Genomic DNA, 24265 nt, shown 5'->3' with positions numbered 1-24265 from the left:
TTGTCTATGGAATCAAGCGCTGATAGGGTATTGATTCGTGTAACAGTCCTTTTTTCAACATCCAGTTCTGAACCTGTTGTACTTCAGCCTGGGTGGGGATCCGGGGTTCCGGATATCGGTACATGGGAAAGTGATCCACCAGGTTTCCGGGAATTCTGCAGGTCTTTGTCATCAAGGTTCGATATTTTTCCGGGGTTTGGTTCAGGGCATTCACCGCTCTGGCATAGGCTTTCATAAAAGATCCTGCCAGATGGCGTTTATCACGGTGTATATTCAGGACGGTGAGGGGCATATGAAGGGACTGGTCGGTGACAACCAGCCTGGCACCCTTGCTCTCAGCCAGCGAGGCCAAGGGTTCAGGTAACAGGGCCGCATCAATCTTACCACCTAACAGCATTTGTACGCGAAGGGGCATTTGTTTGATTTCAACGGTGTCCCATTGCATTGAATGTGTTCCCGGGAGCTGTTTTAAATGATCCAGTAGATATTCAATAATCGATGCTTTGGAAATGGCCACCGTAAGTTTGTCTTTTTCCCGACCCACGGGCAATTCAGGAGCCAACATTAACCCGAACATCCGCTGGTTTTTATCGGTGGCGTAGGAAATGGTTAAAAATCGCACTGGGATTTTATTTTTGACCAGGAGTAAGGTTGCCAGCATATCTCCGAAAAATCCATCCAGTTGACCGCTGTGCATGGCGGTGTTCCTTTCCATGGCACTGGAAAAAGAGATCAGTTGAACGTCGAGATTTTCTGCATTGAAATAACCCTCTACCACACCCACCTGCAGGGGCAGGGTATCAATTACCGGCAGAATCCCCATGCGGATGCTCTCAGCTGAAACCATTCCGGCAGCCAGTGAAAAAAACACCGCAAGCACCCAGACATGACCCATCTGTTTTTTTAGATTTCTATTGTTTATTTCTTTTATCATCTGGGCTTCCTCAATTCACTTCATCAAGAATGTTTCTAACCGCTGCGGTTAATTCCTTCATCAAAACCGGTTTATTTATATAGCCCTTAATGCCCAGATTTTCAGGCGTCTCTTGATCAAGCCTCTCACTGAATCCTGTGCATATTAATATGGGGATATCGTTGCGAATTTTTATCATTTCTCTGGCAAGCTCCGTACCAAGCAATAACGGCATTGTCATATCCGTTATGACAAGATCAAATGCATGGGGGGTGGATCTAAACAACGCCAGGGCTTCGGTACTGTCTGTTTTACCGGTGACTTTGTACCCTGAACGTTCAAGCATAAGGATGCCTAAATTGACAATTTCGGGTTCATCATCCACCAGTAAGATATTTTCATTTCCAGATTTAATGGGTTGATCCTCGGGGGGCAGATTTACTACATCGGGTTTGGGGATTGTTGGAAAATATATTTTTACGGCTGTGCCTTTTCCGGTTTCACTCGTTATATCAATGGACCCTTTATAGCTTTTTATAATACCATGAGCAACGGATAATCCTAGACCGGAGCCCTTGCCCTGCTCTTTTGTGGTGAAGTATGGATCATAAATATTATCAATTATCTCCGGTGAAATGCCAGTACCCGTATCACATATGCTCAGGCAGCAATATCTGCCATTTTCATTTGTCAATGCACTCCCAGGCGGTGTTTTTTCCAAACCCAAGCGAAGGACACCACCGGTTGCTTCCATGGCATGATAGGCATTTGTGCAGACATTCATGATAACTTCTTGAACTTCAGTGCTGTTGGCAAAAATATAAATATCATTTTCCGGAAGGTTCTTTTCAATGAGAATATTGGATGGAATAATTGATCGCAACAGTTTTAACGTCTCTGCGATAATGCTTTGCACAGCCATTGGTTTATGTTCCAGATCCCTTTGATTACTGAAAGCAAGGATCTGTTTTACCAGGTCAGCAGCCCTTTTGCCTCCTTGAAGAATATTCTGCAGATTTTCCTGAACAGGATGATTTTCCGGCAGATCCTGCATGGACATTTCCGTAAACCCGATAATGGGATATAAAATATTATTGAAATCGTGGGCGATACCGCCGGCAAGGGTACCGATGGCCTTGATTTTCTGGGCTTGAAGCAGTTTTACTTCAAGGTACTGTTTTTCCAGTTCTTCTGCTTTTCGCTGGGTAATATCCTGAACCACACCCAGCACTTTACGTGGCTGACCTGCTTCATCCAGCTCGAGTTCTGCAATGGATTTGATGAATTTTCGGTTTCCCCCGTTCGCCGGATGAATCTCAAATTCAAGATCATAGGGCTTGTTTTTTTCTAGAAGATCAATAAGTGCCTGATGAACCGGTTGTCGTTTTGGGATACATTTTTCCACTTCATCTGTTGTAAAATGTTTGCTTTCAGGATCAAATCCATAAATTCGTTTGGTTTCATCCGATCCCCAGAAGTTTTTTGTTGCCAGATCATATTCCCAATTGCCCACCTGTCCCATTCGCTGGGCACTTTTATAGCGTTTGAAATTTTTATCAATGACATCCAGCATTTTAATGAGTGAGTCGGCAATTTTTGAAATGGGCTCTCCTGTGGCCTGTTTTATCTGTAATAGTTGGGCTTTCAGTGCCTGGGAGTCAATTTCTTTGTCAGCATGGCTGTATATCAACCCAACAATTGCTGAGTATGGCTTTAATTGACGATTTAAAATCAGTACCAGACAGCCGCTTAAAATTAACACTGCAAAGATACTGCTGGCATAAAGATATTTTCTCATGCTCAACAATTCTGTGTAATAGCGGTCTTCACCAAAAAAAAGATTGAATTTAATCCTGTTATCCGGTTGCCTTATAAATACATCTTCCATGGAAGTTTTATGGACAAAAGGGATCTTTTCGACTGTACTTTTAATCGACTGGTCATTGACGACAACTTCCACAATGATCTGGGAATTGTCGGAGAAAGATTTTAAAAAATTCGGTGTGATATGAACGGCAATACACACCATTCCAACAATAATATCATCGTATTGTTTGATGCTTTTTGAAAGGACAAAACTTGCCGACCCATCAATATTTGCAACGCCTAAGAATTTTCCGTTGTTCATGGTGACATCGAAATATTTTTCCGGCGTAATGGTGTCCCCAAACCGATATTCATCCGGTGCCCTGGCAATCACCAGACCGGAAATATCTGCAAATATAACTGAATCAATGGGATTGATGAAATTGTTACTCATATCAAAAAGCGTCTCATTGTCCGCCTTTTGCAGTGCTCTGGATATCTCTTCTGATTCTGAAAGGACCGATGCTGCTGTTTCCATTTGGGAAATAATTTGATTGATACTTTTTTGAACCCCTGCCATTTTGAGCTCATAATTACGGTTCAGGGCTGAACTATAATTTTCAACGGTGGTTTGTATCTGGAGTAAACCAATACTGAAGAGAATAATCAAAGGCAGTAACGCAACCGACAATATTTTGGTGTATAAAGACATATTTAATTTAATGCCCGCCTCATAGAGTCATAGAATTGATCATCTTTTATATCAAACCCGGCTGCATCCCAGCCAAGGTTTTCTTTCATGGATTGATTAAATGGGTGATTTTCAGGCATGACCTTTAAAATTTGTTGATATAAGAGAATCTTTTCTTCGGAAACATTGTCCGGTGCCACAATGGGATCAAGGGGAATCGGTTTTGATTTTTCAATAACCGTAAAAATATCACCGTATTTTTTTACGGCAGAGTAGTATGTGCCGTCTGAAACCGCCCCCATATCTATTGACCCTTTCACCAGGGCTTCAATAACCCGGTCATGTTTTTTAAGATAAAACACTTTTTGGAAGAATGTGCTCGGGGTTATTTTTTTACTGAGGAGCATCATGTTGGGAAAGGCATACCCCGAAGTAGAACCAGGATCGGTAAACGCGAATTTTTTATTTTCTGCATCAAAAACTGTTTTGAAATAGGAGGATTTTAAAGAGATAATGAAAGATTCATAGTAGGGGGTGATTTTTCCGGTTTCATTGTTTCTTTCCATATAGGTGGCGACATATTGCAAGGTTGAATTTTCTGCTTTCATTTTGATGTAATTAATGGGGTTTATCCATGCCAGCTGGACAGATTTGTTTTTTAGACGTTCGGATAATTCAAGATAATCCCTTGTCACAACCGCAATGAATTTATCACCACTTTCCTGGGTGAGATATTCAGCCATGAGTTTCATGGGGATGATCAGCTTTTGGGGATGATTGGAGGGATAAACCGCAAGCTTATAGGTGTCTGCATGGGACAGGTTCGATAAAAACAGGAATAAAAAACAGGTGATGATTTTAATTCTCATTTATTTTTCCCTCAATTCGATGTTCAAGTTTTTGCTGGCCGGTTTTGCAACACTGAACCCACCCCAGAGTGGCCGAACTTGTCATTAATCTCGAAAAATCCTGTTGACGGGTTCGTTCCTATACCTTTAACTCCAGGGTTTGATTGAATGCAATGTATGATTGTCAGGCATCGACTTTAATATCAGTTGTTGTGATCAAGCCCGTAACGCATCAATTTGAGACTAGCATAAATGGGCGCTTCATGTGAAGCAAGTATTAATTCAAAAGAGCTGCCCCCCCGAAGCGATCCATGTTATGGCCAATTTCCTTAATTTAAATAGGGTGCACAGCAATATTGGTACGTTTTGAAGACAAAGATCTTGTTTTTTGGAGGAATCGTGTTCATCTGTTGATTTTTGTGCAATAAATGGGTAAAGATTCTTCAGATTTGTATTGATATATAGAATCATCGGGTTTACAGCTGGCAGCAGTTGGGAACAACGCTCTGCCATGGGGAGGAACATGTGTTTGATAGCCTTTTAAAAATGGCCTTTGAAGAAGATTTGGGAACCCGGGGGGATGTCACCAGTGACGCTGTTTTTGATGATCAGACGGATGTTTACTGCCTGGTGGCAAAACAGCCGGGAGTTCTCTGCGGTGTGGACTGTTTTGAAAAAGCCTTTGCCTGTATTGATGAAACCTGTCTTGTTGAATGGTTTTTTGGCGATGGGGATGGACTGCAATCCGGCGATAAGGTGGCCCGGATATCCGGGCGGATCCAAAGTATTTTACGGGCGGAACGGGTGGCCTTGAATTTTATTTCTCATTTAAGTGGCATTGCCACACGGACCCGGGAATATGTCAACGCATTGTCCGGGAAAACCAGACTTCTGGATACCCGTAAGACCCTGCCCGGATGGCGCAGTCTGCAGAAATATGCCGTGACCTGTGGTGGGGGGAGTAATCATCGCATGGGCCTTCATGACATGGTGATGATCAAGGACAATCATATTGATGGGGCCGGGGGCATTGAGGCTGCAGTTAAAAAGGTCCGGCGTAGATGGGGAAATCAGTTCAAGGTGGAGGTGGAAACCCGCACCCTTGGAGAGGTTTCCCAAGCCATCTTGGCGGGTGTTGATGTGATCATGCTGGACAATATGGATATTCCCACCATGACCCGGGCTGTGGAGTTGATCAATGGCCGGGTTGAAACAGAGGCCTCTGGAAACATGGACCTTTCTCGCATGGAGGCAGTCTCCGGCACCGGTGTGGATTATATTTCCGTGGGTGCCTTGACCCATTCTGTAACCGTGTTTGATTTTTCTATTAAAAAGATGTCTGCCTGATACGCGATGCGCCGGTCTTGTTTCGCCCGATTTTGTTGGGCTGGGGGCAGTTGTTGGGGTGGGGTCATGAACCAGATATGTATTGGCAGGTAAACGTAAGGATGCGAAGATAAAAAAATGAACGATGATGCAGCAACGATAAAACACCGACTGGGAAGCAGTGTGGTCATTCCGGCCCATCATTATGAGCTGGATGAAATTGTGGAATTGGCTGATTTTCTGGGCGATTCATATAAGCTGGCCGTGGATTGTTCCCGGACCCAGGCGGAATATATTGTTTTTGGTGGGGTGAGTTTCATGGCCGAGGGGGCCGCCCTTTTGGCAGGTTCCGACCAGAAGGTACTGATACCAGATCCCCAGGCCGGATGCCCCATGGCCCAGATGATTACAGGAGAGCGGGCCAAAGCCGTGCATGAGACGCTTGCTGCCTGTTGTGATCGCCAGGTCATTCCCATTGTATATATGAATTCCCATGCAGACATGAAGGCCTTCTGCGGTGCCCATGACGGCACGGTATGCACAAGTTCCAATGCCTCAAAAATTGTTAAACGCTTTCTGGACGAAGATAAAGCCGTGTTTTTCTCTCCGGATTTCAATTTGGGCATTAACACGGCCAATGATCTTGGCATTCCCCGCCGCGAAGTTGTAACCGTGCGAAGGGATGGTACCCTTGAAGGAGCGAACCCCTCATCGGCAAGGCTGTTTCTGTGGGATGGTTTCTGTCATGTCCATAAAACCTTTACCCTGGACGATATCAACGGTTTGCGCTCAAGCCACCCCGATATCCAGATTATTGTACATCCCGAGTGTGAAGAAGAGGTGGTCACGGCTTCGGATTATGCCGGTTCCACTGCCATGATTTATAACACCGTAAGAGACGCCGCCCCCGGAACCACCTGGGGGATCGGCACGGAGTACCGTTTTGTGGCACGTATGGCGGTCACTTTTTCCGATAAGACCATCATTCCCTTAAGGGAGTCCATCTGCCATGACATGAGCCGGATCACCCTGGAAAAACTTACAGCATCTCTTAAATCCATTGAGAGCTTTACCAGGGGAGAAGGCCCTTTGATTCACCCGGTCACCGTTTCTGAGAAACTGAAAAAGGATGCCAGAACGGCACTGCAGCGAATGATCGATATTGTTGAGGAAGCCTGATGGAGCATGTTTATGATGCTGTTGTGGTGGGTACGGGGATAGCCGGACTTTCAGCAGCCATAATGCTTAAAGAGCATGGACACGACGTGGTGGTACTGAGCAAGGCGGACAAGGCCAAAGATACGGCAACCAATCTTGCCCAGGGTGGCATTATTGCCTGGCATGAAACCGATACCTCCAGATTGCTGGAAGCCGATATCCTCCGGGCCGGATGTGGATATAATCAACGATCGGCAGCCCATCTCATTGCGGAAAAAGGCCCTGAACTGGTGTTTGATTTTCTCATTGACAAGGTGGGCATCGAATTTTCAAAAACAGAAGCGGGAAAGCTCGATTACACCGAAGAGGCGGCCCACTCCCGGCGACGTATTCTTCATTTTTCAGATCACACCGGAGAAGAGATTCAACGGGCACTCATTGCCTATGCCGAAAAAATCGGTTTGACCATTTTAACTGGGTATATGGCCATTGATCTGATCACCAATAATCACCATTCCCGGGATACACAGGAATTGTACCGACCCTGTGAGGTGATGGGGGTCTATGTGCTCAACAGTGAAGAAGACCGGGTGGAGACTTTTTTTGCCCATAAAACAGTGCTGGCCACGGGGGGGGTGGGCAATGTTTACCAGCATACCACCAATCCCATGTCCGCCACAGGCGATGGGCTGAGCATGGCCTACCGGGCCGGTGCAGACATTATCAATGCTGAATTCATGCAGTTTCATCCCACTTCGCTGTATCACCGGGACATCAAACGTTTTCTCATCTCAGAATCCCTCCGGGGAGAGGGTGCCCAGATTGTGGATCACCAGGGAAAACGGTTCATGGAGAGTTATTCGGACCTGGGGGATCTTGCGCCCCGTGATGTGGTGGCCCGGGCCATCTACGAGGAAATGGCCCGAGCGGGAAAGGAGTTTATGCTTCTGGACATTGCCTCCCACTATAAAGGCGACGTGCCCATTCCCGAAAGGTTCTCCAAAATTTATAACACCTGCCTCAAGGGGGGCATAGATATCACAAAAGAACCCATACCCGTGGTGCCGGCGGCCCACTATTTTTGCGGGGGTATCAAAGTGGACCGCTTTGGTAAATCAACCCTTTCCCATCTTTATGCCATCGGCGAAACCAGCTGCACCGGCGTGCACGGGGCCAATCGCCTGGCATCCACCTCCCTTCTGGAGGGCCTGCAGTGGGCAAGGCAGGCGGCAGATCATATTCACCAGACATTTACTGAAATTGATGTAAGACGGCTTGCTCAAATTCCGGCATGGCAATCTCCCTGCCAGGTGGAAGATTTTGATCCGCTTCTTTTTCACCAGGACTGGAAGGTGATCCAGCTGACCATGTGGAATTATGCCGGGATTGTAAGGAGCAGACGGGGGTTGGAACGGGCCCGGTCGGATTTGAACTACCACGCCCATCGTATCATAAAATTTTACCGATCAGCGCGGTTGAACCGTCAGATCATAGAGTTGAGAAACGGCGTGGAAACTGCTTTTATTATTGTCAAGGCTGCCATGCGTAATAAACAATCCATTGGCTGTCATTATGTTACCGGCCTTTAATTTTAAATAAATTTTCCTCCTCTGAGCAATATCAGGCGTGCTTGGGACAATGCTCAATCTTTACCTTATTTCATCGGGGGGCCTTCTTTAGCCATGGCCAGCATACCGGCTCCGTTGCCCAGGTCAAGGCCGTTTCCCTGGCAAATTCCGGTAACGGCAATTGTATTTTTTGCAATCACCGGATAGATGGGGCTGAACAGTGTTTTGGCAATTTGGTCCATTATCAGGGCGAATAATAATATCTCTTTACTGTCCTGCCCCCACTTCACGTAAAATCGACCAGAGAAACTTGAACATTGATTCTTACATGTGCAGGGTGATGCCTGCCAAAACGTTCAGGCCGGGTTCAGCCCCGTTGGTTTCATAATAGTCCTCATCCAGAAGATTTCTGGCATGGATAAAGAGTTCGGAATCAACGATGCCGACTTTCTTTAATTTTTGCGTTAATTTGGCATTGATCAGAAAATAGTTGGGAAGTTTTTCCCACTCATAATCGTCGTTTTCCCAATACTGTCGGGCGTTGTAGGTGGCCTGGAGATCCGCCTTGAGCCCGAAGGGGAAACGGTATCCCAATGAGAGATTGACCCGATGTCGGGGACGGCCTTCAAGCTCCCGGTCATCGTTGGATTCGTCTTCGGTGGACATAAAGGTATAGTTCAGGCTGGTGTCCAGATCGGGGGTAAGCTTCAGATCAAAATTGGCCTCAACACCATAGATGGTTGATTTGTTGATATTTACATACACCTTCTCACCATCAACTTTGATGGTGTCGATGAGATCGTCGATATCATTGTGAAAAAAGGCCAGCTTGCCAGCCGCTTTTGGGGAGAATCTGTGGTCAACCCCCAATTCGTAGGCCACGGTCTTTTCTGAATTCAGGTCTGGGTTGCCTCCGACAAGGGTACTGTAAAGTTCTTTTAAACTGGGGAACCGGGTTTTTCGACCCAGAGATCCATGGAGACTTGTGCGCTCCGTCATCTCAAAGACAACCCCGATCTGGGGATTGATGGTGTCCGTCTTGCCCGGCTCGGGCTGATCAGATGTTTCGGTGGGTTCAAACACATCGTAGCTTACGCCCACCACCAAAGAAAGTCGGTCAAAGGGATTAATCTCATCCTCCACAGCAAGGGTGTAGGTATGGGCGGTGTACTCCTCCTCCGGTTCCCACCCCACTGGGGAGATACCTTTGAGCACATTGAAGCAGTCATCACTTAAATAGTTGCCCTCTTTATGGATATCCTTCATAAAGTTCAAACCCAGTCGAAGCTCGTTGTTTGGTGCCAATTTCATTGATGTCTGTATCTCTCCGCCAATGGAGGCATCATCATAATAGCTTTTTTCAAACCATTTTTTCCCACCCGTGGTATGATTCGCATCCCAGCTGACATCGGTGATTCCGTCATCATGCTTGACGTAAAACAGCCTTGATTTAACCTTGATGGCATCGGAGAACCGATGCTCTCCCGTCAGATTCACTTGCCATTGCTTCCATTTATTGTATGCCCAGTAACGGTTGTAAAAGGTGGGAATCCCCCGCTCATTGTCCACATAATCAAAGGAGAGATAAAGGCTTGAATCTGTGCCGGGATCATACCCCACTTTCATGTCCAAGCTTTTTTTGCGATAATCACTCAAATCTCTTTTGCCCCCGTCTTCATTGAAGGGGGTGCCAAGTCCCACATTGGGATCGTCGGGATCAAAATCACTGGAGAACCTGAACCCGTTGGATTTCTGATACCCCCCTGCTAACCAATAATTCAAATTACCGGAACTGCCGCCATGGCTCAGGGAATAATTGGCTGTATCATAGTCTCCAAAGGAGGAGGTGAATGTTGTCCGGGGGGTTTTACTCCCTTTTTTCGTAATAATATTGATTACGCCTCCCATGGTATTGGATCCATAAAGAACTGAGCTTGCCCCCTTGGTGATGGTGATCTTGGATATGGCATTTGCGGGCAGCATGGACAGATCCACGGTTCCGAAATAGTTTTCCCTTGCAGGAACACCGTCGATGAGAATCTTTACCTGGCGCTGCTCAAACCCTCTTATACTTACATGGACATCTCCTTTGCCACCACTTTGAACAAAGACACCCGGGAGAAATTCAAGTGCCTGGCCAACGGTTGTTGCGCCTTTGGCTACAATCTCTTCCATGGAGACTTCGGTTACTGTGGTGGCAAGGTTAACGGTCGTTTTTTCGCCTGTGACCACTACTTCACCCAGACTAAAAACCTGGGAGTTTTCTGATTGGGTGTCTGCAGCAAAGGCCACTGTTGTGGTTAAGTATAAGACCAGCAAGTAGCTTATTTTACAAAACAATTTCTTTCCTTTCATCTTTTTCTCCTGTCCTGAATTAATGTTTATTTTTGGGAAGATGTTAATGGTGGTAGGTGTTTTAAAATACGTTCCGCCTCAACCGGTGTGAGCGCATAGTGGTAAAATTTGGCATAGTAATCCTGTAATTCTTGGCTCACATCTAAATCCCTGAATTTTTGGGGATGGAAAAGTTTGGCCAGAAACAAAATACACAAAAAGGATTCACTGCTGAAGTGGCTCCAGTAGAATTGACCTTCCGGGCTCATGAACACCTGTTTTCCCTGTACTGCTTTGAGTTTTTGCCAATGGGGATTTGCCAGGACCGGATCAATGGAGGGCAGGGTGCTTACCACAATAATATCCGGATTCCACAGCAGCATCTGTTCTGTGCTTACGGAAACAAAATAAGAGGGATCGTCATGGGTCAGCATGGTGCCGCCGGCAGCCGTAACCAGCCAATAAGCTGTGGAGTTAAGGGTCTGGGTTCCAGCAGGCCCGTTAACCTGTCCGCAAAAATAAAAAACCCTGGGACGATTTGCATGGGGAATCTTTGAGGTGACGGCGATGACCTTTTGAATCTTCTCATCCACATAGGCGCAGTACTCTTCGGTCAGACTTCTTGCAGGACCGCCAAGTATCTCACCGTAAAACCGAATTTGTCCGTAATAATCCTGGATAAAGTTTTCAAGTGTTAATTGCCGCTGTCCGCCGTCGTATGGAACCACCACGGGGAGTCCGGTTGCCTCCAGATGCTCAATCTGTTTTGCAAAGGGATGATAGATGACAAGATCTGTTTTAAGTCGGAGCAACTCCTCAACATCCGGTGAAACAAAATTTCCCATCACGGGTATGTTCTTTAAATCCGGATTCAGTTGATAATTCCAGGGAAGAATCACATTGGCGACGATGGAGATACGGTTGGCCCCGCCAAAGGCAAAGATTTTTTCATAACTTGGGCCGAAAATGCAGGCTATTTTTTGGGGATTCTGGGGGATGCTCACCGTTCTTCCTGCCCTATCAATGATGCTGCGTGTGGGTTGTTTGGATTCAGATGCTTTTGGGCCCTGGGGGAGTATTCCCATAAAAAAGGACAGGATCAGAAAAAGGACAAAGGGGTTTTGTTGGTTTTTAAATTGGGTCATTTGTCTTTTTCTCCGGGTTTTTGATTCATGGCAGATTTTTTATAACCTGAATGGCAGATTTTCTCGCCACAACAAAAAATGAATCAGTAATAATTTAAGAGTGTTGTGTGGATTTTTATATGAAAGATTAGAGATGCTGGCCGTTTCAATCGCTCCAGACATTTCCTTTGTTGTGGATTAAAAGATAGCCAAAGCAGGGGGCACCGATGATGGCCGTAAGGATTCCCACGGGGATCTCTCCTCCGGGCAGGGTTCTTGCGATGGTATCCATGAAGAGCATGAAGACCCCTCCCAGAAGGGCTGAAAAGGGCACAAGCACTTGGTGGTCAGCCCCCACAATCATCCTTGCCATATGGGGGATCACCAGTCCCACCCATCCGATGCTGCCGCAGGGGGCGGTGGCTGCAGAGACCATCAAGGTTGCCAACAGGATGAAGCCAGCTCGCCTGCCGGATACGTCTATTCCCAGAGAAAGGGCTTCCTCTTCTCCCAGAGCCATGGGGTTGAGACTCCAGCTGGAAAAAAGACATGCCAGAAGTCCCAGGAAAATAAGGCCCCCGCCCATGAGTGCATCCCTCCAGGAGATATCGTTAAAACTGCCCATGGTCCAGAAGACAATGGCGGGAAGCTGGCCAAAGGGATCTGCCTTGCATTTTATATAGGAGAGTCCTGCCACAAAAAGGGAGGATACAATGACGCCGGCCAGTACCAAGGTGGTCACTGAGCGGTCACCGCGTTTTCCGATCTGATAGGTAATCCCCACGGCGATAAGACCCCAGACAAAGGCCGATGCCTCAAGCACCATGACAGACCCTCCCCAAAAAAGCATGGCCAGGGCCGCACCAAAATTAGCTCCTGAGGTGACCCCCAGGATGGCCGGAGAGACCAGGGGATTTTTAAACAGGCCCTGGAAAATGACGCCTGCAACGGACAGAGCAGCTCCTGTCATTACGGTCATGAGAACCCGGGGCAGCCGAACGGACCAGAGCACCATGATAGGTTGTGTCAGCGCCGTGTTGCTATTTTCTTCCCCGATCAGAGAGAGGCATATTCTGCCAAGCGTTGGAAAATCAATGGGGTATCTTCCAATGCACAAGGCGGTTAAACTGCTCCCCCCCAGCATAAAGGCTACCAGAAAAAACAGAATTCTATTTTTTGATATTGTTTTTTGCATGCATCGTCTGGATCAGTGCAGAATTGATCGAGCTCCTTGGGGGATGAAAGCGTATTTCCCGTGGCAATTATCAGCTATGGTAACATTTATACCGTACATGGATTCAAGGGCATCTGCTTTAAACACATTTGCCGCCATTCCCTTACGATGCACCTGGCCCTGTTTGAGCATCACCATTTGGCTGCAATAGCGTGAAGCCAGGTTCGGATCATGGAGGGTAATGATGGCAGTGAGCTTTTTGGCCTTGGCGATGGTGTGGATGGTTTCCATGATGATGTGCTGGTTCTTAAAATCCAGATGGGCGGTTGGTTCATCCAACAACAGAACGGATGGGGACTGAAAAAGAGCCCTGGCAATCAGGACGATTTGTTTTTCCCCTCCGCTTAATGCATTAAATGAACGATATCCCAGGTGAGCAGCTCCCAGTTCGTCCAGTATGGCTTCAGCCTTCTGGTAATCCCCTGGAGAGGGCCTTCCTAACAGCCCCAATCTGGCTGCCTGCGCCATGACTACCATTTGAATGGCTGTGAAAGAGAAGGCTGCTGCAGCATGCTGGGGAACCACTGCCATGAGATTGGCAATGACCTTCCGGGAAAGGAGAGCGATGTTTCTGCCAGCAAGCATCACCTGACCTCTTTGGGGAGATAATATACCGTTCATGCACTTGAACAAGGTGGTCTTACCCGATGCATTGGGACCGAGGAGACCGCAGATGGTTCCTGCCTGCACAGAAAAATTAATATTCTGTAGTATTGGTCTGGTATCATAGGTGAAACTGAGGTTGCGGATTCCAATTATATTCATCGTTTTTGTCCTTTGCCATTTAGTTGATATTTTAACCGAATTTACCTCAGCCTGTAGTTTGAATATATCATTTGACGTCTATAAACGTCGTTAATAGAGATGTGCTCTACTATATGTATGTTTGTATTGTCAATAGTTGTTTTTAAAATACATTTTTTAAAACTTTGGCTCTGCTTATAATTTCATCTGGCCTGGACAGTTCATGGGTGGGATGCCCTGGAGATTGAAACCGGTACCACTATCGGACAAAACCCGAAAATCCATAGATTATACATTGCCAATGCATGGGTATAAGTGGTAATTTTTAAGGGCATAAATTGATGGGACCACGGAACTTAAGCTGACATGCCACGTGCACAAGGAGACGAACATGCACCAGAAAAGCAGAATTCTTCCAGAATCGTTAATCATGGGATACACCCCGGAGCAGATGCCCTTTAATGACACTTCAGAACTATCCCCACTGGATCAGGTGATTGGTCAGCGACGGGCCGTGGAAGCCATAGCCTTTGGCCTGAACATGAAGGGGTGTGAGTACAATATTTTTGTAACCGGTCTTGAAGGAACTGGAAAAACAACCATTCTCCAGCGCATTTTAAATGATCATGCCGCACAGTTTACCACCCCGCCGGACCTTTGCATGGTCAATAATTTTGAGGACCCCTATTGCCCCATTGTAATGGAAATACCGCCGGGCACGGCCCTGCAGTTCCGAAGAGACATGAAGCGGTTTATCCAAGTGCTGAGGGTGAAAATACCGTTTCTTTTTGAAAGCGATGCCTTTCAGGAGAAACAAGGAGTGATTGAGCAGGAGCATCTTAAGGCCCAGGACCAGGTATTTGAAAAAGTGGATGCCCTTGCCACCTCTTTATCCCTTGACATTGTCAAAATTGAAAATGGGTATGAGATCGTACCTGTGGAAGAGGGGAAACGGATTTCAGATGAAACCTATGAAGGATTTGATCCGGAAAAAATAAAACAGATAGAAGAAAACACCCGTCAGGTGAGCATGGCTTTGAATGAGGCACTCCATGAGGTCAGCAAAAACAACGAGCAGATAAAACTCTCCGTTAAAAAAATAATATCAGAGGAACTGGAACGTCTCATCTCAGAACAAATTGACCCGATTCGGAATCATTTCAAGGAATGCAAGGAGGTTTTGACCTATCTTGAAAAGGTCAAGGAAGATATTATAGAACATATTGCCATGTTTCCGGGCATCAAAAATTCTGGAACTGATCCTGAAACCGGCTCTAACTTCAAGGAAATGGCCGAAGCCATTGTTAAAAAATACGAAGTGAATGTGCTGGTGGATCGCAGGCGCGAAAAAGGGGCACCCGTGGTATTTGAGTCCCACCCCACGTTTAAAAACCTGTTTGGCTCCATTGAAAAAAAACCGGTTATGGGGTCCATTGTCGCGGATTTTACCATGGTTCAGGCCGGATCTGTCCTGCACGCCAACGGGGGATACCTGGTTATCCAGATTGAGCCCTTGCTGACATCCCCCTATATCTGGGAAACTCTGAAAACAACCCTCCGAAATAGTTCATTGAGGATTGAAGATGGCCCGGAACAATCAGCCCAAGGTATGCCGTCACTGAAACCCGAGCCCGTTAAAATTGATCTCAAGGTGATCCTGGTGGGTGGTTATGCCCCCTTCCAGCTGCTCCAGAGTGCCGACTCACGGTTTAACAAGATTTTCAAGGTACGAGCGGATTTTGATCACGAAGCCTGGTGTACGGATGAGACAATTCTGCTCTATGCCCGGTTCATCGCTGGGGCCTGCCGGAAGAATAATTTAAATCCGTTTACCCGGGACGGGGTGTGGGCAGCCATTGAGTATGCCAAACGCCTCGTGGCGGACCGACGCAAACTGTCCCTTCGGTTCGGTATGATTCTTGGCATGTTGAAAGAAGCTGATTACTGGGCCAGGAAGGACAAGGCGGAAAACATATCTGCAGAGCATGTTCACAAGGCCGTTTCCCAGCATCGTTTCCGCTACAACCTCTATGAAGATAAAATGCTGGAACAGTTTGATGATCAATCCGTTTTGATGGATGTGGTGGGCAAGGAGATCGGACAGGTTAATGCTCTGGCCGTTTATGACATGGGAGACATTGCCTTTGGTAGACCCACCAGGATCACGGCGGAATCTTACATGGGCACCCCCGGTATCATCAATGTGGAGCGAGAGGCCAGCCTTTCCGGTGAGACACATGACAAGGGCATGATGATTGTTTCCGGCTATCTGGGACGCATGTTTGCCAGAAAATATCCCTTGAGTGTGAGTATATCCATCACCTTTGAACAAAGCTATGACGGCATTGACGGCGACAGCGCGTCTTCTACGGAATTGTATGCTGTGTTGTCAAGCCTGTCCGGTATTCCCATCCGCCAGGACATTGCCGTCACAGGGTCGGTGAACCAGAAGGGCGAGATTCAGGCCATCGGCGGGGTCAATGAAAAAATTGAAGGGTTCTTCGATGTCTGTTCAAAAAAGGGCAGGCAGGATACCCAGGGGGTCATGATTCCGGCGGCCAATGTTAATAATCTGGTGTTAAGACAGGATGTGCTCCGGGCCATAAAGGAAGAGCGGTTTCACATTTACAAGATCAGCCGTATTGAAGAGGGCATAGAGCTGCTCACCGGTATGCCGGCAGGACTGGCAGACAAGTATTGCCAATATCCAAAAGATACGGTGTTTGGAAAGGTTCAGGAACGCCTTGAAGCCTATCATCAGCTTTCATTATCCTATGGCAGCGTTTGATGATCAGAAAAAGGGGTTTGGTCACAAAGTGGGCACCAGTAACAGTTGGCGGGCCAATGGGGTCAGACTTGTGAGCAGGCCCTAACCTGGACAAGTCAGAATCCAAAAAAAATCTGATTCTCTTGCCCAAACAACAGGAAAATCAGAGATAAGAATCTAAAAAAAACTGACACAGTCATACCCAATTGTTCACGGGCATTATGCCTTTTGCCCGTGCCGACAATGTTTGAAACCTCTGCATGATATCCCTTACATTTTCTGTCTTTGTCATTTTTTTTTACACTTTGTAAAAAGAGGATTGGTCATCACTTGCTCCACTCGTCATTGTTGGCTAAGCAATTGTGCCTTTTGCCCCCCATACGCCATCTGTGAATCCCTTATTTCCCCTGACTCTGATCATCTGGCATCCGTTTTGCTTAATGAATGGTAAATTAAACTGTAAATATTCAGCTTGCTCATGTAAAAGTTTGTTTGCTGTAAACTTGAACATCGAGTGTAAAGCATATCAGATCCATTCTATATCCATTTGAAAGGACGGAACATGGCAAACAGTTTGTACATAACCCCCACAGAAACTCGATGTGGAAAATCCCTGATCGTGCTTGGTATCATGCAGCTTCTGTTAAAAGACATTCGTAAGGTTGGCTTTTTTCGACCCATCATTAATCCCCCTGTCAGCAATGGTAAAGACTACGACATAGATCTTGTGTTGTCCTATTTTTATCTCGGGCTTCGCTATGAAGAGACCTATGCCTATACCATGGAAGAGGCAAAAAAAATGATCAACGCCGGACGACAGTCGGAAATGATGGAGACGATATTAAATAAGTACAAGCAACTTGAAGAAAAATCCCGGTTTGTGCTGTGCGAGGGGACGGATTTTGCAGCTGGCAATGAAGCCTTTGAATTTGACATCAACGCAGATATCATGGCCGACCTTGGCACCCCTGCCATCGTAATTTCCAATGGGTATCAAAAATCCATGGAAGAGGTGATCAGCTCCAACCAGTTGTCCATTGAGAGCCTTCAAGCAAAAGGGGTGGACGTGCTGAGCCTTGTTGTGAACCGGGTGGACCCCAATTGTTTGACATCTTTAAAGGAAGGTTTCAAAAGCGTTTCCCATTTGTCTGACTGCCTTGTTTATGCCATTCCGGAACTCGATACCCTGAGCCGACCAAGCATGTGGGATGTACAGAAATATTTTGATGCAGAAATTCTTTATGGCAAAGAGGCCATGGACAACCAGATTTCAGATTACGTCATTGCCGCAATGCTGGCCCCCAACTTTCTTAACCATATTAAGAAGGACAGTCTGGTGGTAAGTTCCGGTGATCGTTCCAGCATTGTTTTGACAAGCCTTGCCTCCAGATATTCTTCCTCCTATCCCGATATTTCCGGTATTATGATCACCGGAGGGATACCCATGCCTGATACCATCGTACGCTTGATAGATGGATGGAAAGGCGTTCCCATGCCCATTATTCAGACCCGGGGTACCAGTTATTGTACGGCCATGGCGCTTAATCATCTCTATGGAAGGATCTCTCCGGAAGACCCCAGAAAGATTGCCCTGGCTCTGGGAACTTTTGAGGCCCATGTGGATGCGGAGGCTTTGAGACATAAGCTGTCTGCCAGAAAATCCATCCGGATTACTCCCCAGATGTTTGAATACAGTCTCATTGAAAAGGCAAAGAAGAAGCGACAGCACATCGTGTTGCCGGAGGGTATTGGAGAGAGAATTCTGCGAGCTGCTGATATTCTTCTGCGACGTTCATTCTGCGATATCACTTTGCTTGGAAAAGAGGATGCCGTACATCAAAAAATCAAGGATCTGGGGTTGAACCTTTCCAGGGCCAACATTGTGCAGCCGGATAAAAGCGTCTTTCTGGAAGACTATGTCAATACATTCTACGAGTTGAGAAAGGCAAAGGGGGTAACCCTGGACATGGCAAGGGATACGATGGTGGACCCCACCTATTTTGGTACCATGATGGTCCATAAGGGACATGCCGACGGCATGGTGTCCGGATCCATGAATACCACGGCTCACACCATTCTGCCTGGGTTTCAAATTATCAAAACCTGCCCCGGCATTTCCATTGTATCGTCGGTGTTTCTCATGTGCCTAAAAGATCGGGTGCTGGTGTTCGGCGATTGTGCCATAAATCCAAACCCAACAGCCGAACAGCTGGCTGAAATAGCCGTTATTTCTGCAAAAACAGCAGCCGTGTTCGGCATTGAGCCCAGGGTTGCCATGCTCTCTTATTCCACCGGTTCTTCGGGGACCGGCGTGGATGTGGACAAGGTGCTCAAGGCCACCCGCATCGCCAGGGAGATGGAGCCTTCATTGCTGCTTGAAGGCCCCCTGCAGTACGATGCTGCCATTGATCCCGAAGTGGCAAAAACAAAGTTACCCGATTCCAATGTGGCGGGCAGGGCCACGGTGTTGATTTTTCCGGATCTGAATGCGGGAAATAACACATATAAAGCGGTTCAGCGGACCTCGGAAAAGGTGGTGGCCATCGGACCCATACTCCAGGGTTTGAACAAACCCATTAATGATCTCAGCCGGGGATGTACCATCCCGGATATTGTCAACACCGTTGCCATAACCGCCATACAGGCCCAGGCAGATAAAAGACTTTAATAGCCGCAACCGACAATTTTATCCCCATGTTTTTTTACAAAGGTATTTTTTTCCTTCCCTTTCCACTGGTACTGAACCCATAGCCCATCGGAGGTGGCTTTAATCAGTTCATCATAAATTACTTTGTATTCCGGGGTACTCAAATCCTTAATGGCATCCTTGCTGGGATGTACCAGCAGTTTGCCATCCGTTTGCATCACAAATATGTACAGCCCTTCAGGTGCTTTTGCTTTGCATGCCGTATCATTGTAGATCCCTGCAAGCACCACCGAAGAAACTGCTTTTTCGATTTCCTGTTTATCTGCTGCAAAACAGGAAGTAGCCAGGCAAAATCCAACAAGCAATACAAAAGAGAGCAAAATTGATCTTTTCATTTAAATCTCCTTAAATAATGTGGTGTTTGGTATGGTGTTGAACAGGATAGTTCAGCACCTGTTATGGAATCCGACACTTGTCAACATGACATTTGTTCATCTGCGCAGGGAGAAGGCGGTTGTACATCAGGGTGATGCCAGGCGACAACGCTGGAGACCGAAAGTAGAGTTACGTTAATGAAGCACTCCATCGGGAAAATGGGATGTGCTCGCATTTGTGTGAAAAATTTCGTTCACAATTTGAAGTGATTGAATATTATAAATATTGAATATATTGTCAATACCGGATTGATATTAAAATATCAAGGATTTTTTCAGGCGGGTTCATTTCATCGGCCGATTTATGCAGAGGATCCATCTTTTGGGGTGGGGGATGGATCAAGCCGTCGTTTTCGCAGGGCTTGATCAGGTTTTGGTTGCATCATCGCCCATCTGGAGAAAGGACAGATGGGGATGCAGATGGCCCTGGTAGTTTTTATTTCCCGGGTCTGACAAACAGCCAGAGCCAGAGCACAATGGCACAGGCAATGGCACCCATCCCAAACAGAGACACACCGAAAATCTGGGGAGATGCCTTAAAACTCAAAAGAAGGGCAGAGGCGATGATAAGGGAAGAAATAATCGTGGATACCGAGCGTTTATGGCTCTCCCGGGAATAAGCCCCCAGGATTTTTTCCAGTTTCTGGATGTCAAACCCCAGGACAAATTTGCCTTTTCTTGCCTGACGGATGATGGCGATGCTGTCCCGGGGAATTTCCTGGAGCAACTGAAGCGATTCAACGGAAAGACTGGAAAGGTCTTCGGTGATACGCGACAGGGACATCCGTTCCATCTTTTTCTTTTTGATAAAGGGCGCCGCATACCCCACCATATCAAAATCCGGATCAAGTTTCTGGGCAACCCCTTCAACAGCAGCAAAGGACTTCATCATCAAAAACGTATCTGGATAGAGCCGGAGCTTGTGTCTGGCGGTAATCTTTAAAAGATCCTGCAGCAACCGCCCCATATTGATATGTTTTAATGCCTTGGTCAGATACTGAGCGATGAATGTGGATATATCCCGTTCCAGAAAACGCATGTCCGGTTCATCATCATATTCGGTGAGTTCCAGCAGGTAGTGGCAGGTTGCCGATGGTTTTTCCGTAACAACACTTGCAATCAGGTCAATAAAGACTTCCCGGGCCCGGCGGTCCATGAACCCCATCATCCCGAAATCAACAGGTCCCAGCACATTGTCGGGCAGCACAAAGAGATTGCCCGGGTGAAGATCGGCATGGAAAAAACCGTATTCAAACACCTGCTTAAGGATTAAGTCTGCCCCCCGCCGGGTCAGTATTTTTCGATCCATGCCATGTTCATCAAGGATGTCTATTTCTGAAATTTTGATTCCCTGGATATATTCCATGGTCAACACGGTATCCGTGGTTTTATCCAGATAGACCTTGGGAATATGGATGGTAGAGTCAAATATAAACTGCCGGGCCACTCTTTCCATATTGGATGCTTCCAGGGTGTAAGTCATCTCTTTATCAAGGGTTTCGGCAAATTCCTCAACGATTTTTACAGGGCGGAAAAAAGACAGATCTTCAATATGACGTTCCATCAAGGTGGCCAGATGGTTCATTATTTCCAGATCCACCGTGATGTTTTTTCTGATATCCGGGCGCTGGATTTTTACGGCAACCCGTTCACCGGTTTTTAATTTTGCCAGATGGACCTGGCCGATGGATGCAGAGGCGATGGGCTCTTTTTCCATGGAAATAAAGGGATTGTTTTTATCTCCAAAGGCTTTGATCACTGTTTTTTCAACATCTGAAAAGGGAAATTCCGGTACATTGTCCTGGAGTTTTTCAAGTTCAAAAATATACTCCATGGGAATCAGGTCGGGGCGGGTGGAAAGAATCTGCCCGAATTTAATAAATGTGGGGCCAAGCTCTTCAAAGAGAAGCCTTGTACGCTGGGGCGGAGTCAAAGGTTCAAGTTGGGGCGGTTTATCCCTTGAAATCATTTTCAGACCAATCTCAAGATACTGGTCAATGTTCAGGGCTTCAATAATATGGCCGAATCCATACTTGAACAGAATGGTTAATATCTGACGGTAACGGGTGATGTTTCGGTATGTTCTGCCTACAACATCAAAATCTCTCAGGGTCAGCATAAAAGATAAGGTTTCCCATGAGAAAATAGAATTTCGTTGGATTTATTTTTCCCCAGGCTGTGATACGTATTCTGCCGCATTGGGATTGACGCTCCCATGGCATCCATATAACCAGCCCGACCACACCTTTTTAATGATCTTTTCAAACAGCGGATAGACAGGTTCCTGGTTTTTTTTTTAATAAGGCAAATCAAGATAGTTAGCTCCGTCAATAATAAAATTAATCAGCTGACTTTATTCCGGCAAAAACGCTACTTTTTTCAACTCCTCCACCCGGTACACTGTTTTTTTGTGTGTGAGGATTAAATTGACTATAGCGTATATTTTTAAGTGGGGCAAGGCAGTCCTGTGCGCATTCCTATTTTCTCGGTTCGACTATTAATCAGAGAGGGGGGAGGCTTTCTTTATGCTTGACATCTATGACGCATTGCATCATATTAGTAGTTATGACACAATGCGTTATTTGGAATTTATTTTATTTTAAATATAATTTTATGGGAGATGGGAAAAATGACCATAGAAAAAACAGCAGAAGCAACTAAAGGCGAATCCAGATTTTACATTGCGAAAACCATGAATAAAGCAAGGGCAGACATTGAGAAAAAACTAAAAATGTACAACGAAAAGTATGTGAAAAAACAACTTGAAAAAGGCCGTGAGTTTATCGCGGAGCTTAAAGCAGACCCTGTTAAGAGAATTGATGACCTCATTGATGACAGCAGAGAAGTCATTAAAAAAGTAAAATTTCATGGCTTGGAAACCATAGATAAAAAAATGGATGTCGCAAAAAAAGATGTTCTTCAAAAGATTGAAAAAATTAATCAAGAAACCCGGACGATATATAAAGGGATTGGACACGATGCAAAGTTGATCATTGAGGACATGGTGATCCTGGGTAAAGAGAAACTGAACAAAATGCCCCTGAAAAAAAACATTGAAAAGAAAATTTTTGATGGTATCGATGCCATTCCGGCAAAACTCAACCTTCCATCAAAAGAAGAAATAGAGCGTCTGATTACGGAAATTGAAGATGTAGATAAGAAAATAAGTGCACTTAACAAACAAGATGTGAATGCGTAAGCGGGCTTTCTCAACATGGGGCATACGTCCTTGTTGGAAGGACTCACTACGCTTGACTTCCAACCAAAAGGTTGCAACAGACACGCTTCGCCTGCTGATGAACTTTTGGTTTGCCTTTAAAAACAATGGAAAAATCAGGAGAAGACAATGTTAAATATAAAAAAATACTCAAATGGGAGATTTTTTGACACTGCCGCAAAAGAATACATTAAACCGGAAAAGCTGGCAGAATTGATTAAAAAGGGTGAAAAAATTCAAGTCACCCTGACCAAAACAGGGAAAGATATTACAGACGTCGTTATTGGACAGTTTTTAAAAAAAGAAGAACAGAAAAAAGACAGCTCCTTTCGGGCCACTGATAAACTGGTAAAATGGCTGGGGGAAGTCATTGATACAAAAATTGAGCAGGTTATGGACGTTGTGAAATTACCCACCAGGGAACAGGTTGCCAACCTGGATAAAAATATCAAAGAACTAAATAAAAAAATTGATGCATTGACGTTATCCCGGGACAAGGTCACAACTGCAAAATCTCCAGCTCCAGAAAAATCCTCGGATGCCCCCAAGAGCAAGGCTTCCAAACCCTGAGCCCTTTTACCTGCAAATTATATTCATGATGATGCCGGGAAAATGGGAACGCCCACAAACCATACCCCTTGGGAGAATGACATGCACCGTATCAAAAAATATGCAAATAGAAAGCTGTATGACACCACTGATAAAAAATATATTTCCAGAGTACGCCTTTCAGAACTCATCCGGCAAGACAAGGACATCATCATTATTGATAATGAAACCGGAGAAGATATTACAGCTTCAATTGTGTCAAGTCTCATTGCCACAACAAGGGGGAAAGCTGGTGCTACTGTCTCATCGGGTGTTTTGATCCAGCTGTTCAAAAAAGGCGGGAACGCCTTGACAGATTATGCGAAAAAATATGTCTCCTTCTGGCAGCGATCATTTACCATGGCTGAAGATGAAATCGATGACATGGTCAAGAAACTTGTAAAAAGTCAAGAAATCTCAACATCTGAGGGAACCCGCTTGAAAAAAGAGATCATAGGGTTTACGACCTCTTTGAAAGGCTGGATTTCAGATACCATTGATAGGCGATTGAAGGAACTTCTGTCCGCAACAAATCTTGCGACAAAAGATCATATTTATGAATTAAACGCGCGTATCCATATCCTGGAAAAAAAGCTGGAAAAATTTGAGGATTTTTATGTAAACGAAAAAGAGAGGATAAATAAAGGATAAGGGGCACTCTTTTTCAAGGTCAGAATATTATAACTCAACTCTCGGTCTTCAGGTTTGGGTTTGTTCACAAGCTGATCCTTACTGTGATTAAGTGTCGAACCTGGAAAATGGGAATACACATATTCATGGCTACAAGTTGTAGATTTTACCCTGGGGTTAAAATGATATTGACAAAGGGATGGATCAATTTTACACAGGGGGTATCAATTTCAGGA

General features: G+C 45.7%; 18 protein-coding genes. 8 read left to right on the top strand and 10 right to left on the bottom strand.

The features are described 5' to 3' along the window. Positions 1-4: 4 nt before the first annotated feature. The 3 genes from ACYQ2M_RS17200 to ACYQ2M_RS17190 are packed head-to-tail and all read right to left on the bottom strand — an operon-like array spanning position 5 to position 4279. Positions 5-934 carry an ABC transporter substrate-binding protein gene (locus ACYQ2M_RS17200; RefSeq protein ID WP_459917602.1) on the bottom strand — a complete coding sequence of 310 codons (930 nt, stop codon included), beginning with the start codon at positions 932-934 and terminating at the stop codon, positions 5-7. A gap of 10 nt (positions 935-944) precedes the next feature. Further along, complete coding sequence (locus ACYQ2M_RS17195) at positions 945-3431, bottom strand: response regulator (protein ID WP_459917601.1); 2487 nt, start codon at positions 3429-3431, stop codon at positions 945-947. A gap of 2 nt (positions 3432-3433) precedes the next feature. Beyond that, positions 3434-4279: a phosphate/phosphite/phosphonate ABC transporter substrate-binding protein gene (locus tag ACYQ2M_RS17190; protein ID WP_459917600.1), complete on the bottom strand. Its 846-nt coding sequence runs from the start codon at positions 4277-4279 to the stop codon at positions 3434-3436. Positions 4280-4783: 504 nt separating this feature from the next. On the opposite strand from ACYQ2M_RS17190, the gene nadC reads away from it, so the two are divergent. The 3 genes from nadC (at position 4784) to nadB (ending at position 8331) form a co-directional block, all read left to right on the top strand. Continuing rightward, the gene (gene nadC / locus ACYQ2M_RS17185; RefSeq protein ID WP_459917599.1) at positions 4784-5605 is read left to right on the top strand and encodes a carboxylating nicotinate-nucleotide diphosphorylase; all 822 of its coding nucleotides are present in this window, start codon (positions 4784-4786) and stop codon (positions 5603-5605) included. 117 nt (positions 5606-5722) lie between these two features. Further along, positions 5723-6763, top strand: a complete 1041-nt coding sequence (gene nadA, locus ACYQ2M_RS17180; RefSeq protein ID WP_459917598.1) for a quinolinate synthase NadA — start codon at positions 5723-5725, stop codon at positions 6761-6763. Continuing rightward, complete coding sequence (gene nadB / locus ACYQ2M_RS17175) at positions 6763-8331, top strand: L-aspartate oxidase (RefSeq protein WP_459917597.1); 1569 nt, start codon at positions 6763-6765, stop codon at positions 8329-8331. Before nadA ends, nadB begins: the two co-directional genes overlap by 1 nt. Positions 8332-8396: 65 nt before the next feature. Here the strand turns inward: nadB and ACYQ2M_RS17170 are convergent, their stop codons facing one another. The 5 genes from ACYQ2M_RS17170 to ACYQ2M_RS17150 form a co-directional block, all read right to left on the bottom strand. After that, positions 8397-8552 carry a hypothetical protein gene (locus tag ACYQ2M_RS17170; protein ID WP_459917596.1) on the bottom strand — a complete coding sequence of 52 codons (156 nt, stop codon included), beginning with the start codon at positions 8550-8552 and terminating at the stop codon, positions 8397-8399. Between the two features lie 82 nt (positions 8553-8634). Beyond that, positions 8635-10665: a TonB-dependent receptor plug domain-containing protein gene (locus tag ACYQ2M_RS17165; protein WP_459917595.1), complete on the bottom strand. Its 2031-nt coding sequence runs from the start codon at positions 10663-10665 to the stop codon at positions 8635-8637. A gap of 26 nt (positions 10666-10691) precedes the next feature. Beyond that, positions 10692-11789, bottom strand: coding sequence for an ABC transporter substrate-binding protein (locus ACYQ2M_RS17160; RefSeq protein ID WP_459917594.1), 1098 nt, complete (start codon positions 11787-11789; stop codon positions 10692-10694). Between the two features lie 145 nt (positions 11790-11934). Further along, positions 11935-12963 (bottom strand): FecCD family ABC transporter permease, encoded by a 1029-nt coding sequence (locus tag ACYQ2M_RS17155; RefSeq protein ID WP_459917593.1) that lies wholly within the window; start codon positions 12961-12963, stop codon positions 11935-11937. A gap of 12 nt (positions 12964-12975) precedes the next feature. Then, positions 12976-13767, bottom strand: coding sequence for an ABC transporter ATP-binding protein (locus tag ACYQ2M_RS17150; protein WP_459917592.1), 792 nt, complete (start codon positions 13765-13767; stop codon positions 12976-12978). 370 nt (positions 13768-14137) lie between these two features. Here ACYQ2M_RS17150 and ACYQ2M_RS17145 point away from each other — a divergent pair, with 370 nt between their 5' ends. Together ACYQ2M_RS17145 and pta are read left to right on the top strand one after the other, a co-directional pair. After that, positions 14138-16534, top strand: coding sequence for a Lon protease family protein (locus ACYQ2M_RS17145; RefSeq protein WP_459917591.1), 2397 nt, complete (start codon positions 14138-14140; stop codon positions 16532-16534). Between the two features lie 541 nt (positions 16535-17075). Further along, positions 17076-19181: a phosphate acetyltransferase gene (gene pta / locus ACYQ2M_RS17140; RefSeq protein WP_459917590.1), complete on the top strand. Its 2106-nt coding sequence runs from the start codon at positions 17076-17078 to the stop codon at positions 19179-19181. On the opposite strand, the gene ACYQ2M_RS17135 is transcribed toward pta, so the two are convergent. Further along, positions 19178-19555: a cache domain-containing protein gene (locus ACYQ2M_RS17135; RefSeq protein WP_459917589.1), complete on the bottom strand. Its 378-nt coding sequence runs from the start codon at positions 19553-19555 to the stop codon at positions 19178-19180. The two genes, pta and ACYQ2M_RS17135, sit on opposite strands and share 4 nt — an antisense overlap. Positions 19556-20030: 475 nt before the next feature. Next, the gene (locus tag ACYQ2M_RS17130) at positions 20031-21713 is read right to left on the bottom strand and encodes an ABC1 kinase family protein (RefSeq protein ID WP_459917588.1); all 1683 of its coding nucleotides are present in this window, start codon (positions 21711-21713) and stop codon (positions 20031-20033) included. 510 nt (positions 21714-22223) lie between these two features. Here ACYQ2M_RS17130 and ACYQ2M_RS17125 point away from each other — a divergent pair. From ACYQ2M_RS17125 to ACYQ2M_RS17115, 3 genes are all read left to right on the top strand, one after another. Beyond that, positions 22224-22793: a hypothetical protein gene (locus ACYQ2M_RS17125; protein ID WP_459917587.1), complete on the top strand. Its 570-nt coding sequence runs from the start codon at positions 22224-22226 to the stop codon at positions 22791-22793. Positions 22794-22940: 147 nt separating this feature from the next. Then, entirely contained in the window at positions 22941-23381 is a 441-nt protein-coding gene (locus ACYQ2M_RS17120) for a polyhydroxyalkanoate synthesis regulator DNA-binding domain-containing protein (protein ID WP_459917586.1), read from the top strand. An 81-nt stretch (positions 23382-23462) separates the two neighbouring features. Further along, entirely contained in the window at positions 23463-24050 is a 588-nt protein-coding gene (locus ACYQ2M_RS17115) for a polyhydroxyalkanoate synthesis regulator DNA-binding domain-containing protein (protein WP_459917585.1), read from the top strand. Positions 24051-24265 lie beyond the last annotated feature (215 nt).

It is taken from the genome of Desulfocicer niacini, from assembly GCF_054657595.1.
Note: the sequence above shows the minus strand (reverse complement) of the source record. Positions and strands in the feature narration are given on the sequence as shown.